Origin of the sequence: Micromonospora sp. NBC_00617, assembly GCF_045161355.1 — a bacterium.
Classification (GTDB): Bacteria; Actinomycetota; Actinomycetes; order Mycobacteriales; family Micromonosporaceae; genus Micromonospora.
In genome coordinates this window covers 1,487,709-1,501,724 of the sequence record NZ_CP107751.1, presented here as the reverse complement: position 1 = coordinate 1,501,724, position 14,016 = coordinate 1,487,709, and the positions used below count along the sequence as shown (strand labels likewise).

Here is a 14,016-nt window from a genome sequence, read left to right as displayed (position 1 = left end):
TTGACCTCAACCTCGCACGAGGTTCTAGCCTCATCGCGGAGGTACGGCATGAGCATGGAATTTACCGCGTGGACGTCTCTGCACCACGCGATGAACGCGAAGGAAAAACGACCGCTGTCCCGTGTCACCCTGAAACGCATCGTGGAGTTCGCGCGGCCGCACCGGACCCTGATCGTCAGGTTCCTGCTGTTGAGTGTGGTCACGGCGGTCCTCACGGTGGCGGCACCGGTCCTCGCCGGACGGGTGGTGGAGGCGATCGTCGACGGCGCCGACAGCGGCGTCGTGATCCGGTTGGCGGTGCTGATCGCCGTGATCGCACTGGCCGAAGCCGGCCTGGGTCTGGTGACACGGTTCCTGTCCGCCAGCATCGGTGAGGGGCTCATCGTCGCGCTGCGGACGGCCGTCTTCGACCACGTGCAGCGCATGCCGGTGGCGTTCTTCACCCGCACGCGTACCGGTGCGCTGGTCAGCCGCCTGAACAACGACGTGATCGGTGCACAGCGAGCCTTCAGCGACACTCTGTCCGGAGTGGTCGGCAACGCTGTCACCCTGGCGCTGACGCTTGCGGTGATGCTCAGCTTCTCGTGGCAGATCACGGTGCTCGTGCTCGTGCTGCTGCCCATCTTCGTCCTCCCGGCGCGCCAGATGGGTTCGAGGCTCGCCCAGTTGCAGCGTGAGGCGGCCGAGCACAACGCGGCCATGAGCACGCGGATGACGGAACGCTTCTCCGCGCCCGGCGCGACCCTGGTCAAGCTCTATGGGCGGCCGGCGGAGGAGTCGGCCGAGTTCGCGGCGCGGGCGCGTCGGGTGCGGGACATCGGCGTCCGCACCGCCATGCTCCAGTGGGTCTTCATCACCGCGCTGACCGTCGTCGGCTCGCTGGCGCTGGCCCTGGTCTACGGGCTGGGCGGTCTCTACGCCCTCCGGGGCAGCCTCGACGCCGGGACCGTGGTCGCCCTCGCGCTGCTGCTGTCGCGCCTCTACGCACCGTTGACCGCGCTGGCCAGCGCGCGGGTGGAGGTGATGAGCGCGCTGGTGAGCTTCGAGAGGGTGTTCGAGATCCTCGACCTCACGCCGCTGATCCTCGACAGGCCCGACGCCCGCCGGCTTCCCGACGGGCCGGTCGCTGTGGAGTTCGACGGGGTACGGTTCGGCTACCCGTCAGCGGACAAGGTGTCGCTCGCCTCCCTCGAGGACGTGGTGAAGCTCGACGCCCGCGGCGGCGAGGAAGTGCTGCATGGGGTGTCGTTCCGCGCCGAGGCGGGGCAGATGGTCGCCCTCGTCGGCTCCTCTGGGGCGGGCAAGTCGACTATCGCGCAGCTCGTCCCCCGCCTGTACGACGTCGAGGACGGCGCGGTGAAGCTCGCCGACGTCGACGTACGCGACCTGTCGGCCGAGTCGATCCGGACGGCGCTGGGCGTGGTCACCCAGGACGGTCATCTCTTCCACGAGAGCATCCGCGCCAACCTGGCGTTCGCCCAGCCGGACGCGACGGAGGACGAGATGTGGGAGGTGCTCCGGCGGGCCCGCCTCGACGACCTGATCCGCACACTTCCCGATGGGCTCGACACCGTCGTCGGTGAACGCGGCTACCGGCTGTCGGGCGGGGAACGGCAACGGCTCACCATCGCGCGGCTGCTGCTGGCCCGTCCTCGCGTGGTCATCCTCGACGAGGCCACCGCGCATCTCGACTCCACCTCCGAGGCCGCGGTTCAGGAGGCCCTCGCCGAAGCCCTGACGGGCCGCACGAGCGTGGTCATCGCGCACCGGCTCTCCACCATCCGGGCGGCCGACCAGATCCTCGTCGTCGAGGACGGACGCATCGTCGAGCGTGGGCGACACGGCGATCTGCTCGCCGCCGGCGGCCGGTATCAGGAGTTGTACCGCACCCAGTTCGACCAGGACCAGCCGACGATCCAGGAGCAACGCGTCGCCGTCTGACGCCGCGACCAGAGCCGCCGCCCGCCTCGGGGGATCCCCGTGACGGGCGGCGGCACCGGACGGTCAGTCGTCGTCGTCCGTGTCGTCGGCGTCACTGCCGTCGTCGTCGACCGGCTCCTGCTCGGCCTTGACCACCGAACCGTTGTCCCGGTCGACGTCCACCTCGTGCTCGGTGTCGCCGGCGACGATCTCGACGCTCCACACCGGCCGGCCGTGCTCCTGCTCGGCCTCGACCTCGACGATCCGGCCGCCACCGGCCCTGGCGAGGGCGATCTCACCGGCGCGCTGCTCGTCGACAGCGCTGCCGGCCGGCGTGGTGCCGGCGGACGGCGTGCCGCTCGACGGCGTACCCGATGGGGTCCCGGCGGACGGCGTGCCGCTGGTGCCCGGCGCGGCGCTTGTGGCGCTGTCGTCCGGCGCGTCCGTGCCCGTCGGGGCGACGGTCGCCGCGGCGAGCGCCGTGTCGCCGGTCCGCGTGTCGTTCGCGGCGGCGACGCCCAGCGCGACCCCGGCCACCGCCAGCACCGCCGAGCCGCCGACCGTCGCCAGAAGCAGATTGTTGCGCTTCATCGTGGTGTCCACCTCTCCTCGGTTGTCGACTCCGAGGATCGGCTGAACGGGGATAGCGCCGCGCTGTCCAAACGCTAAGGCCGGGTTAAGCCCGCGCCGAGCCCCGGAACCCGCGTTGGCCGGACGTGGTCAGAGCGTCATCTTCATGAAGACGTCGGCGCGGGCGTACGGCGGCAGCGGGATCTCTTCCGGGCTGACGTGCTGGAAGCCGGCAGCTTCGTAGAGGTGCACCGCGTTCGCGAGCTTGGCGTTGCTGCCCAGGAACAGGGTGGCCGCTCCGAGCTGGCGGGCGCGCTCGATCGCGGCCTCGATGAGCTGGCGGCCGAGGCCCTTGCCGCGCGCGGCCGGGACCACCGTCATCTTCGACAGTTCGAAGACGTCGTCCGAGCTGCGGACCAGGGCGACACAGCCGACGATCTCCCCGCCGTCGCGGACGATAAGCACGTCGCCGCCCGGCTCGACGATGGCGGCGAACGGGTCGTTGAGCGTCTTGCGGTCCGACTCCTCGATGGTGAAGAAGTGGGAGATCCACTCTTCGTTCAGCGCACGGAAGGCCTCGGCCTCCTCGGCGGTCGTCATGGACGTGACGGTCAGCGTGCTCGAATTCATGGTTCGATTCTCCGGCCGCCACCATCCGAACGTCCAATATCTTGTTCCGGGTCATTCGTATCCTAGAGGTATGGAACCTGAGTTGCGTCATCTGCGCTACTTCGTCGCAGTCGCCGAGGAGCTGCATTTCGGCCGGGCCGCAGTGCGGCTGCGGATGGCCCAGCCACCGCTGTCGCAGCAGATCCGCCAGCTTGAGGCGATGATCGGCACGCCGCTGTTCGTGCGTACCTCCCGGTCGGTGGCGCTGACACCGGCGGGCGAGGCGTATCTGGACCGGTGCCGGCGGGTGCTGGCCACCGTGGCCGATGACGTGCACGAGGCGGGCCGCATCGGGCGCGGCGAACAGGGGCGCTTCGACATCGGTTTCGTCAGTTCGGCGATCCAGCTCGGGCTGGCGGGGCCGATCCGTCGTTTCCGCGAGCGCCATCCGGCCGTCCACCTACGCCTGCACGAGGCGTACACGTCGCACATCGTCGACCGGTTGTTGAACGGCGAGGTCGATCTCGGCGTCGTTCGGGACGCGGACGACGACGACCTGGTCGGCGTCACGTTTGCCACCGAGTCCTTCGTCGCCGTCCTGCCGGCCGATCACCCGCACGCGGGAGACCGCGCGATCAGCGCCGCGGTGCTGCGGGACGACCCGTTCGTCTTCTTCCCACGAGTGGCCGGCGAGCGGGCCTACCAGCGCAACCTCCGGCCGTGCTTGGAAGCCGGCTACACACCGCGCATCGTCCAGGACGCCACCAGTTGGGCCACGGTGGCGCACCTGGTCGCGGCCGGCCTCGGGGTGACGATCGCACCGGCGAGCGTCTCCGCCGTCGTGCCCGCTTCGGTGGGAGTGCTGCCGTTGACCGACACCGAGGCCACCACCGAGGTGCGGATCCTGCGCCGCCGCGATGACGGCCGGATCACCTCGACGGGCTTCGGGACCGCGGGGCACGCGTCCTGATCTGCTCGGTGCGGAACCAGCCGTACCCCGGCGCGGCTAGCCGCGCCTGTTGAGTTCCGCTTCGAGCCGCTGCACGAGCGTCTTGCGGTCCTTGCCGGCGTGCTCGTTGCGCAGGGCGGTCCTGAGTTCCCGCGTGTCGAGGCCACGGACCAGCTTGGCGGCCTCGGCGACCGACATCTCCGACATCCGGCCGGCGGTCGTGGCGTCTCGACGCGCCTTCTTCGCCGGCCCGGTGTTCGCGACGTACTGCCTGCCGGCGCGGGAGGCTTCCCGCTTCTTGGTGTCGGTCGCCCGCTTCTGGCTCTCCGACATCTCGTCCCAGGCCTTCTTGGGCAGGTAGCGGCTCGTCGTGCCGTCCTTGCGCGCACGGGTGTCGCCCTCTTTGGTCTGCCACTTCTCGTTGCCCCAGCGCTGGAGCGCTTTCTGCCGCTCGTCCTTTTCGCCCAGGAAACCGCCGCCGCGCTTCTTGTACTCCTGGGTGACCAGCTGTGACTTGCGTGCCGACCACTGTCCCGGCCGGCCGCCCTTGTCGGATGCCTTGATCTCTTCCTTGATCTGCTCTCTGAGCTCGGGTTTCGTATACCGCGCCATAGGTGGCAGCTACCCGGCGTCGCAGCGGCTATCCCTCTCGCCGCGACGTTGGCGGGCCGAGCCGGAGCAGCACCTGCGCCCCGCCCTCCGGACCGGACCGCAGCTGCAGCCGACCCCCGCCGGCCTGCGCGGCGCGACGGGCGATGTCCAGGCCGAGCCCGGTCGACCCGGCGGCGCTGGCACCCCGTCGGACCGATCCCGCCGGCATGCCCGGTCCCTCGTCGGCGACGGTGAGCAGCACCTCGCCGTCGCCGCGTGCGAGCCGGACGGTGAAGGGCGTGCCGTCGGGGGTGTGCGCGAAGACGTTGCCGAGCAGGGCGTCCACGGCGGCCGTCAGGTCGTCGGCGGGCACCCCGACGGTGAGGGGGCCGGGGACCAGGTCGAGGTGCACGGCCCGACCGGTGTCCTCGGCCAGCACCGACCAGAACGCCACCCGGTCCGCGACGATCGCGGCAGCATCCGACGCGGCCGACCCCGGCGTCGGCGCGCGACGCCAGCGGGCCTGCTGGATCAGACCGGTGACCGCCCGTTCGAGCCCGTCGGCGGCGGCGGCGATCCGGGCCGCGTCGTCCGGGTCGCGCAGCGACTCCGCCTCCAGCCGCAGCGCCGTCAACGGTGTCCGCAGTCGGTGCGACAGGTCGGCGACCTGCTCGCGCTCCTGCCGCAGGAGAACCTGGATCCGGGCCGCCAGGTGGTTGAGAGCACCGGCCACCTCACGCAGCTCCGCCGGGCCGGCGGGCGTCACCCGGGCGTCCAGCTCGGCGTTCGCCAGCCGGTGCGACACGGCGGAGAGGTCGCTGATCGGCCGTACCAGCCTGCGCGCCAGCCGGTCGGCGACCGCCAACCCGATCAGCACCAGCACCACACCCAGCAGCGCCAGCACCACCCAGGCTCGGGTCACCCCGGCGGTCAGCTCCTGCCGCGGCACCACGATCCGGATCACGCCGGTGCCGTCCGCCCGACCCTGCACGGCGATGACCACCTCCCGGCCGGCCGCCGACTCCCCGGTGAGGCTCTGACCGCGCGCCGCCAGGGCCACCGCGGGCGTACGGGGGGCCTGGGCGCCGAGCACCGTGCCGTCGGGCAGGAAGACGCTCACCTGTCGACCGGACTCCGCGGCGAGCTGCTCGACGGTGAGTCGGATGGTCGGCGCGTCAGCGGTGCCGACCACCGGCACGAGACTCTGCGCGTCGGCGGTGGCCCGCACGGTGGCCCGGTCCTGGGCGACGGTGCGGACCAGCAGCGCCAGCGGCACCAGGAAGGCGACGAGCGTGAGCACGCTGACCGCCGCGACCAGCAACGCGAGCCGTGCCCTCACGGCGCCTCCAGTCGTACCCCGACGCCGCGCACGGTGTGCAGGTAGCGGGGCTGCTGGGCGCTCTCCCCCAGCTTGCGGCGCAGCCAGGACAGGTGCACGTCGACCGTCTTGTCGGCGCCGCCGTACGGGATCTGCCAAACCTCGGTGAGCAGCTCGCGTTTGGTGACCACCTGGCCGGGCCGCCCGGCCAGGTGGTGCAGCAGGTCGAACTCGCGCGGCGTCAGCTCCACCACCGTGCCGTCCAGGGTGACCTGCCGGGACCGGCTGTCGACACGCAGCCCGCCCACGACGAGGGACACCTCCTGCGCGTCGGCGCTGGCGGGGCCCCGCCGCAGCACGGCCCGGGCACGGGCGTCGAGCTGCGCGGCGGTGAACGGCTTGACCACGTAGTCGTCGGCGCCCGCGTCGAGGACCCGGACGATCTCGGTCTCGTCGTCGCGGGCGGTGGCGACGATGACCGGCACCGAGCTGACCGCGCGCAGCATCCGCAGCAGCTCGCGTCCGTCCAGGTCGGGCAGGCCCAGGTCGAGCACGACCAGGTCGGGTCGGTCCTCCAGCGCGTCGCGCAACCCGGCCATCGCGGTCGAGGCCGCGGCCACCGCATGGCCGCGTTCCCGCAATGCTCGGATCAGCGGCGTACGGATCGTCAGGTCGTCCTCGATGAGCAGCAGGCGGGCCACAGCAGGCAGGCTAGCCGCTGCCGCTGCCGGCGAGACGCACGTTAACCGTGCCTTAGCCTCCGGATGTGCTGGCGACAACCAGCGATCGGGGATAGTCGGTGCATGAGCCGTCGTTCTGTCCTCGTCGCCACCGGGTGGGTGGCCACGGTCGCCGTGGCGACCCTGATCGGGCTGGGCGCGATCCGACTGGTCGGCGAGAGCATCACCGGCACCCCGGGCGGGATACGCAGCGAGGCGGAGATCGAACGGGCGCTCGCCTCGGAGCCGGCGCCGGCGCCCACCGACACCACCGGCAACGGCCCGACCGCGCCCGGCACCGCGCCGCCCGGCACCGCCACAGCGAGCGCCGCGTCGCCGGGCCCCGGGGTCCGCCGCAGTTTCGCCACCGGCGGCGGCACGGCCGTGGCCGAGTGCGGTGCCCGCGGCGTACGCCTCGTCTCCTGGGCGCCCGCGCAGGGCTACCGGGTGCACGAGGTGGACCGGGGTCCGGACGACGACGTCGAGGTCACGTTCGAGGGGTCGGCCGGCAGGCACGAGTTGAAGGTCCGTTGCATCGGCGGGGAGCCGGTGGCCGTCGCCGACGACTAGCCGCAACGCCAACGGCCGCAAAGTTGACTGGCCGGTCAGGCCCGGTCTACCAGCGAAAGCGGCCCGCCACGGCGCCGCCGGGAACGAGGGCGGACGGTCGAGCATGACTCCCCGTTGATGTCCACCGTGATCAGTTGTCATGCTCGCCATCCCCGAATTACGAGCCATCGATGTATTGACCCGGGTGTGGCGGTCCAGACACGGACCGCAAATATCTGGACAGGCAGGCTCAGTCGACGCCGATCCACGGCCGGGTCAGGTGGGCGGTCGCCAGCACGGCACCCCGGGCGCGCGCCTCGGCCAGCACCCACTCCCGGCTGCGTCGGGCCGCCACCGGATCCGCCTCGAACCGGTAGCCCACGCCCGGGTCGACCAGCTGCACCGCGTGCACGGACTCATGTGCACCCGTTCGCCCAGCGACCGCAGCGACAACTGCTCGTGCAGGTGCCCGCGCATCCACTCCAGCAACTCTGGTAGCGGGTCGCCGGGCGGGGATCCGAGCGGCGCGTCGACGAACTGGGCCTGGCCTCCGCTGCGGTAGCCGGCGCGTACCCTGGCCCGGCACTTCCACCGGCTCACCGGGATGTGCGCACACCAGTGGCTCACCCGGGAGCGGGTGCTCGCCGCCCAGCGCATGCTGGAGGCTCCGACCGGGACCGCCTGAGCGCCTGCGGAGGCCGGCCCGACGGGAGGCCGCAGAGCGGGCGACGCCGCAGGTCAAGGCCGAGCAGCATCGAGATCTGTCAAGTTGGCGACACTTTGTCGATCACACGGTTCCGGCCTCGACTAATACCATAGGGCCATGTCACCAAAGGTCTCGATTGTCGTCACGGACCGCCACCGTGATCTGGGCCCGAGAGCCGGTGCCGACGTGACCTTTCTGCCGCTCGCCGAGGACGACGGCGTCCCGGTCTACCCCAACGCGACCCCGACGCTGATGCGGGAGCTGGCGGCCGCGGGTTTGGTGGCCGAGACCTGGCATCCCGCCGCGGAATGCGAGTTCGTCGCGTCGCGTGGCCCGGTAACCGACACTCTGCTCCAGATCGTCGCCGGGGTCGGCTCCTCCGCAGGGTGGTACGCCCTGCTGTCGCTGCTGCGCCGGCGCACCGGGCAGGTCACCGTACGCGCCGTTGTGGACGACGGCGTCCAGCGGCGGCGCGTGGAGGTGACCGGCGAGGCCGCCGACGTCGTCGAGGCGCTGGGGATGCTCGACCCGTTCCGGTCGGAGCCCTCCTGATGGCGCTGGCCGGGATGACCCGCCGAGTCCCCGCCAGTGAGCGGTGACATGAGGCCCGCTCGGGAGGCCTCGCGGCGCTACTCGCCGGCCGTCGTAGAGGAACGCCGCCGGCTCGTGGGGCAGATCGCGACAGCCATGGAGACGTCCTCGGTCATCCGTGACCCGGGCAGCCGGCAGTTGCTGCTCCAGGAGCTGAACCACGCGTTGGCCGGCGCCCTGGGCTACCGCGAGCTGAGCCTGCTGCGACCCCAGATCGTCGAGCTCGTGACGGTGTGCGTGGATCGCCCGGGCGGGCTGCGCCGCCTCGTCGACTGCATGGAGCTACTCGACCCAGGCAGCGAGCACACCGTCACGCTGCTGCGCCTGGCCGACGAGTGGCACACGGTCGAGCTGTTCATCGACTACGACTTCCCCTGGCTGCGCGACGTGCTGTCGGCCGTCGACGTGACCGGGGAGCTGCGGCGGTTCGTCGCCGAGACCCGCGCGACCCCGCCCCCGCCCTGGTGCCGGACGGCCTGGGATCTTCTCACCCACCTCGCGTCGGCGAACTCGCACGCCTCGGTGCCGCCGTGGCTGACGCTGCTGGACAGGTTGACACCGGCCGTACCGGAGACGGTTCAGGAGCGGATGCGCGACTTGGTCGCGCAGTTGGCCCGGGACTGGGGAGTCACCGAACAGATCGAGGCGTCCCAGCCGGATCTTCCAGCGCCCGTCGGCACCGCCTACCTGGTCATCCAGTTCGAGAAGTACGGCGGCGACGACGACAGCTACATCATGTCGCACTGGTATCAGTGGTCGTCCCCGGTGTGGCAGCCGATTCGCGGCGAGGACCGGCGCGTCTGGTACGGGGAGCTCGAGGCGGCCGTCGACCAGGTCATCAACGAGACCGAACGCCGGTGGGCGGATCAGAGCGGTGCGGTGACCATCGAGTTCGTGCTGCCCTGGCAGCTGATCAACGAGCCGGTCGACACCTGGCGCAAGGAACTCCAGTCGCCGCTGCCCAGCCCGCTGACGACGGAATATCCGCTGGTGATCAGGAGCCTGGACCGCATCCGCGCCGGCCACTGGCACCGGGTCTGGCGCAACCGTTGGCAGGGCCTACCCAGAAGTGACGGCGACCGGCAGCTGATCCACTGCGCGTCGCGGCACCAGGTCGACGTCCAGCTCCAGGCGGCCCTCAACAGCAAGAGCAGCGTCGCGGTGCTGGTGCTCAGCGAAACCCCGACCGCGAACAGCGACGGTGAGCGGCAACTGCTCGTCGGACTGCGGTCCGGAGTTCCGGCAATCGTCTGGCACCGGAACGCACCATCCACTAAGGACCTGTGCGAGACTGTCGCGTCGATGATCGGCGATCAAGTGTCCGGCCGAGGGGTGGTCGAGCTTCCGCGTCATGCCGCGCGCCTGCGGCAGCTCGCGTGGAGTGAGGACCCCGACGTGCTCGGCCCGCACGTGGGACACGGCTTGGTGATTTTGTTCGACGACCCGGACCGGCAGCCAGGACGCACGGCCGCCACCGACGACGGCAGGCGAAAGGTCTTAGCATGAGCGGCACCGACCACCGGACGTGGTGTGCCGCCGACGGGGCCCGCCGCCAGCGATCGGCGCGGCTCACCTCCACCTCGGCGGGTACGCGATGAGCCGGCCGGCCTCGGCGACCGCCACCGCGGGGAGTCGGCAGGCCGAGGCCCTCGGGCTCGTTCCGGCACGCGGCGGGCGCGAGCTCGTCGTGGTCGTCGACCACGACCCGGTGATGGAGTTCTGGGCCGACGAGGTCTCGACGTTCGTCGCGGTGCTGCGGGCCCAGCACGCCTTCGCCTCGGTCGAGGTGATGCGCCTGACGGTCGACGACGGCGCGGTGTGGGTGGCCGGCGAGTCAGGGGCGGGCAAGGCCCCGCCCGCCAGCCTGGTCGACTCCGCCGGCGAGCGGGTCATCTTCCTGGTGACGCACGGCGGGTCGGACGCCTGGCGGACCGGACTCGTCCATCCCGTACTGGCCGCGTGGGCCGGCAGCGTGCCCGTCGCCGTGGTCAATCTGCTGCCGCAGCAGCGCTGGCGCGAGCGGGGCATGGAAACGACCGAGGTGGCGTGGCGCCTCGACGGCGCGGGATCGGCGACCGCCCGGTCGCCCTGGCGGCTCAGCGGCCCGGATCTGCGCGCCCCCGACCATTGGGACGACGCCCGGCCGACGGCCGTGCCGGTCATCGAACGTGGCATGGACTGGTTGCAGCGGTGGAGCCGACTACTGGCCGAGCCGTCGGCGGGCGAGCTGCGGATGCCCGCGCTGCTCCTGCCGCCCGACGAGCCGACAGCCCGCCGACCGGGCCGGTCACTGACCGCTCACGATCTCGTCGCCCGGTTCCGGGCCACCGTGTCGCCCGCCGCGTTCACGCTGGCGACACGGCTGGCGGCCGCACCGCTCAACGTCCGGGTGATCCGCGTCGTGGCGCGCACCACGGTCCGCTCCGGACCGGAGCAGGTGACCGAGGTGCTGACGAGCGACCTGGTACGCCCGGTTCCGCGCACGGCAGCGGCCAGCGGCGACACCAGCATCAGGTACGAGTTCGTGCACGGCGCACGCGAGCGGCTCCTCACGCTCGGATACCGCGACCGCACAATCGAGGTCCAGCACCTCGTCGAGTACGAACTCGCACACGACGTGGAGGCGGTGCGCAACCTCACCCTCCGCGTCAAGGACCCGCGGAACGCGTCGTACGAGCGCGTCACTCCGGTCGCCGAGCCCTACCTGCGGGTCGAACTGGCTGTCCACCTCTCGCTGGGCGGGCCGAACCTCGTCGCAGCCGCACGGCTGGGTGAGTCGCTCGGCTCTCCCATCCCACGGCAGGTACGTCGAGTACTGCACCCGCCTTCCGTTATCGCCCACAGGACCATGGAGTCCGGAATGTCTGACAGAGTGAACTCGCCGGACCAGGGGGGCTCGTTCGGCAGCGCGCCCCACCTCACGCTGGACGCCGAGCGGGGCATCGTCCCGAGCAGCCGACCGACCAACGACCTGCAGCCCGCGCAATGGCTCGACGGGCAGCCGCCGGCCATCGTCGGCAACCTGCCGCTGCGAAACACCAACTTCACCGGGCGACGGGAGCTGCTCGACGGCCTGCACCAGCGGCTGAGCGCCGGCACCACCGCCGTGTTGCCGGAGGCGCTGCACGGCGCCGGCGGGGTGGGCAAGTCCCAGCTCGCCATCGAGTACGTCTACCTCCATCAGCAGGACTTCGACCTGATCTGGTGGATCCCGGCCGAACGACCGGCCCAGATCCAGTCCGCGCTGGTCGAGCTGGCGGCACGCCTGGAGCTGCCGGTCCCGTCCACCGCCAACACGGCGGTACCTGCGGCCCTGGATGCACTACGCATCGGGCGCCCGTACTCCAACTGGTTGCTCGTGTTCGACAACGCCGAGGACCCGGAGAGCGTCGAGCAGTTCTTCCCCAAGGGCGGTCCCGGCAGCATCGTCGTCACCTCCCGCAACGGCTCGTGGCGGGACGTGGCCAACAGCCTCCCGGTCGACGTGTTCGAACGGCAGGAGAGCATCGATCTGCTCCGCCGTCGCGGGCCCGACCTGGCCGTCAACGACGCCGACCGGCTCGCCGCGGCGCTGGGTGACCTACCGCTGGCCATCGAGCAGGCGGCGGCCTGGCGCGCGGAGACGCGGATGCCGGCCGACGAATACCTGGAACTCCTCGACGCCAACCGGCCGCTGCTCGACGACGAGAGCGTCCAGCAGGACTATCCGGAGCTCGTCGCTGCGGCGTGGAACGTGTCGCTCAACTGGCTGCGCGACCAGGACCTGCCGGCGCTGCGGCTGCTGCAGATGTGCGCGTTCTTCGCGCCCGAGCCGATCGGCAAGGTGCTCCTGTCGAAGCCGCGCGCGCTGCGCATCCATCCCGATCTCGATCTCCTCGTCCGCAACCCGGTCCGCCTCAACCGGGCGATCCGCACGATCGGCCGGCTCTCGCTGGCGCGCATCGACCACCGGACGAACTCCTTCCAGATGCACCGCCTCGTCCAACGGGTGCTGATCAACCAGATGGACCCGCAGGACCGGGACGCCCTGCGGCACGGCGCCCACATGCTGCTGGCCGGCAACGACCCCGACCAGCCCGACGACGCCGACCACTGGCCGCGGTACGCGCAGCTCTACCCGCACATCGTCGCCTCCGGGGCGGAGCGGTGCGGGAACGAACTCGTCCGGGACATGGTGCGCAACGAGGCCCAGTACCTCTGGCGGTGGGGCGACCATCTCGGCGCCCGGGACCTGGCCAAGCGTGCGTGGACGGCCTGGCGGGTCGACGGCAACGAGGCCGACCCGGACAGCCTCCGGATGGCGAGCTGGCTCGGCTTCATGCACTTCGTCGTGGGCGATTACGCCGCCGCGGCCAGCCTGAACGCCGAGACCCTCAAGCTCTACCGGCAGACCCTCGGCGAGGACCAGGAGGAGACGTTGGACGCGCTCGGCGCGGTGGCCGCCGACCACCGCGTCGCCGGCGACTTCGCCGGTGCGCTGGACCGCTCGCTGGTCGTCTACGAGCAGGCGAAGCGGAATTTCGGTGAGGAGGAGCCGTTCACGCTGCGCGCCGCGCACAACCTCGCCGTCAGCATGCGGTTGTCCGGCCTGTTCGGCCGGGCACTCCAGCTCGACGAGCAGTCCTACCAGCGCCGGGTGCAGATCTACGGCACCGACCACCTGGACAGCCTGAGCACCTTCGGCGGCATCAACCTCGACCGCCGGGAGTTGGGTGACTACGTCGCGGCGCACGCCAACCAGGAGACGGTGGTAGCCACGGCCCGCCGGATGCTGAGGTACGACGACCACCCGGAGGTCCTGCGGCAGAGCCACATGCTGGCGAGCTTCAGGCGCAAGGCCGGCCACCACCACGACGCCCTCGACCTGTCCAGCGACGTGCTCCGCCGGTTCCGTACCCGCTACGGCGACGACCATCCGGACACCGTGCTCGCGACGCTGACCTTCTCCATCGACCAGCGGCTGACCGGTGACCTGCGGGCCGCCCGGGAAGCGGCGGAGGTGGCGGTGGACGGGCTGCGCCGGCTGTACGGCGAGTACCACCCGCACGCGGCGGGCGCGCAGGTCGACCTGGCCGTGACGGTGCGCCTGCTGGGCGAGTGCGAACAGGCCCGCGAACTCGACGAGGCGGCGCTGGACCGGCTGACCCGGCGGCTCGGCGATTCGCACGCCCTGGTGCTGGTCGCCCGGATCAACCTGGCGAGCGACCACTACGACCTCGGCGACGCCGCCGCGGCGCGGGCCCTCGACGCGGACACCCTCGAACAGTGCCGTCGGGTGCTGGGCACCACGCATCCCACCAGCCTCGTGTGCGCGCTGAACCTCGCCATGGACCTACGCGATCTCGGACGCGACGCGGAGGCCGGCGCGCTGTTCGACACGAGCCTCGAGCAACTCCGGCAGACCCTCGGCGTCCGGCACCCGGCGGTCGCGGCGATCGGCGCCGGCGTGCGGGCCAACTGCGACATCGACCCGCTGCCGCTGTAGCGGCCGGTG

At 71.5% G+C, this 14,016-nt stretch carries 12 protein-coding genes; 6 read left to right on the top strand and 6 right to left on the bottom strand.

Translation table 11 applies throughout. The features are described from left to right. Window positions 1–48: 48 nt before the first annotated feature. Window positions 49–1,941 carry an ABC transporter ATP-binding protein gene (locus tag OG505_RS06695; RefSeq protein WP_405431790.1) on the top strand — a complete coding sequence of 631 codons (1,893 nt, stop codon included), beginning with the start codon at window positions 49–51 and terminating at the stop codon, window positions 1,939–1,941. 63 nt (window positions 1,942–2,004) lie between these two features. Here the strand turns inward: OG505_RS06695 and OG505_RS06690 are convergent, their stop codons facing one another. Then, window positions 2,005–2,511 carry a PepSY domain-containing protein gene (locus OG505_RS06690; protein WP_405431789.1) on the bottom strand — a complete coding sequence of 169 codons (507 nt, stop codon included), beginning with the start codon at window positions 2,509–2,511 and terminating at the stop codon, window positions 2,005–2,007. 129 nt (window positions 2,512–2,640) lie between these two features. Then, on the bottom strand, window positions 2,641–3,090 hold the full coding sequence (locus tag OG505_RS06685) for a GNAT family N-acetyltransferase (protein WP_405431788.1): 450 nt from the start codon (window positions 3,088–3,090) through the stop codon (window positions 2,641–2,643). Between OG505_RS06685 and OG505_RS06680 the strand changes: the two genes are divergently transcribed. Beyond that, window positions 3,089–4,069: a LysR substrate-binding domain-containing protein gene (locus OG505_RS06680; RefSeq protein ID WP_405431787.1), complete on the top strand. Its 981-nt coding sequence runs from the start codon at window positions 3,089–3,091 to the stop codon at window positions 4,067–4,069. The genes OG505_RS06685 and OG505_RS06680 overlap by 2 nt on opposite strands. Before the next feature lie 36 nt (window positions 4,070–4,105). Here OG505_RS06680 and OG505_RS06675 read toward each other — a convergent pair whose 3' ends face one another. The 3 genes from OG505_RS06675 to OG505_RS06665 are packed head-to-tail and all read right to left on the bottom strand — an operon-like array spanning window position 4,106 to window position 6,658. Next, on the bottom strand, window positions 4,106–4,660 hold the full coding sequence (locus tag OG505_RS06675; protein ID WP_405431786.1) for a DUF5872 domain-containing protein: 555 nt from the start codon (window positions 4,658–4,660) through the stop codon (window positions 4,106–4,108). 28 nt (window positions 4,661–4,688) lie between these two features. Next, entirely contained in the window at window positions 4,689–5,978 is a 1,290-nt protein-coding gene (locus OG505_RS06670) for an ATP-binding protein (RefSeq protein ID WP_405431785.1), read from the bottom strand. Continuing rightward, window positions 5,975–6,658 carry a response regulator transcription factor gene (locus OG505_RS06665; RefSeq protein ID WP_405431783.1) on the bottom strand — a complete coding sequence of 228 codons (684 nt, stop codon included), beginning with the start codon at window positions 6,656–6,658 and terminating at the stop codon, window positions 5,975–5,977. The genes OG505_RS06670 and OG505_RS06665 overlap by 4 nt, the downstream gene beginning before the upstream one ends. A 102-nt stretch (window positions 6,659–6,760) precedes the next feature. On the opposite strand from OG505_RS06665, the gene OG505_RS06660 reads away from it, so the two are divergent. Continuing rightward, window positions 6,761–7,246 carry a septum formation initiator gene (locus OG505_RS06660; protein ID WP_405431781.1) on the top strand — a complete coding sequence of 162 codons (486 nt, stop codon included), beginning with the start codon at window positions 6,761–6,763 and terminating at the stop codon, window positions 7,244–7,246. Between the two features lie 229 nt (window positions 7,247–7,475). On the opposite strand, the gene OG505_RS06655 is transcribed toward OG505_RS06660, so the two are convergent. After that, a complete protein-coding gene (locus OG505_RS06655) occupies window positions 7,476–7,637 on the bottom strand; it encodes a hypothetical protein (RefSeq protein ID WP_405431780.1) in 162 nt (53 codons plus the stop codon). 480 nt (window positions 7,638–8,117) lie between these two features. Here OG505_RS06655 and OG505_RS06650 point away from each other — a divergent pair, with 480 nt between their 5' ends. The 3 genes from OG505_RS06650 (at window position 8,118) to fxsT (ending at window position 14,007) form a co-directional block, all read left to right on the top strand. Further along, window positions 8,118–8,483 carry a hypothetical protein gene (locus OG505_RS06650; RefSeq protein WP_405431779.1) on the top strand — a complete coding sequence of 122 codons (366 nt, stop codon included), beginning with the start codon at window positions 8,118–8,120 and terminating at the stop codon, window positions 8,481–8,483. Window positions 8,484–8,531: 48 nt separating this feature from the next. Continuing rightward, the gene (locus OG505_RS06645; RefSeq protein ID WP_405431778.1) at window positions 8,532–10,028 is read left to right on the top strand and encodes an effector-associated domain 2-containing protein; all 1,497 of its coding nucleotides are present in this window, start codon (window positions 8,532–8,534) and stop codon (window positions 10,026–10,028) included. An 88-nt stretch (window positions 10,029–10,116) separates the two neighbouring features. Further along, window positions 10,117–14,007: an FxSxx-COOH system tetratricopeptide repeat protein gene (gene fxsT / locus OG505_RS06640; protein ID WP_405431776.1), complete on the top strand. Its 3,891-nt coding sequence runs from the start codon at window positions 10,117–10,119 to the stop codon at window positions 14,005–14,007. The last annotated feature ends 9 nt before the right edge of the window (window positions 14,008–14,016 follow it).

Excerpts from the sequence above, each read along its gene's own strand:
- OG505_RS06695 (WP_405431790.1), top strand. The coding sequence starts at position 49 with ATGAGCATGGAATTTACCGCGTGGACGTCTCTGCACCACGCGATGAAC.
- OG505_RS06690 (WP_405431789.1), bottom strand. The coding sequence starts at position 2,511 with ATGAAGCGCAACAATCTGCTTCTGGCGACGGTCGGCGGCTCGGCGGTG.
- OG505_RS06680 (WP_405431787.1), top strand. The coding sequence starts at position 3,089 with ATGGACGTGACGGTCAGCGTGCTCGAATTCATGGTTCGATTCTCCGGC.
- OG505_RS06685 (WP_405431788.1), bottom strand. The coding sequence starts at position 3,090 with ATGACGACCGCCGAGGAGGCCGAGGCCTTCCGTGCGCTGAACGAAGAG.
- OG505_RS06675 (WP_405431786.1), bottom strand. The coding sequence starts at position 4,660 with ATGGCGCGGTATACGAAACCCGAGCTCAGAGAGCAGATCAAGGAAGAG.
- OG505_RS06660 (WP_405431781.1), top strand. The coding sequence starts at position 6,761 with ATGAGCCGTCGTTCTGTCCTCGTCGCCACCGGGTGGGTGGCCACGGTC.
- OG505_RS06645 (WP_405431778.1), top strand. The coding sequence starts at position 8,532 with ATGAGGCCCGCTCGGGAGGCCTCGCGGCGCTACTCGCCGGCCGTCGTA.
- fxsT (WP_405431776.1), top strand. The coding sequence starts at position 10,117 with ATGAGCCGGCCGGCCTCGGCGACCGCCACCGCGGGGAGTCGGCAGGCC.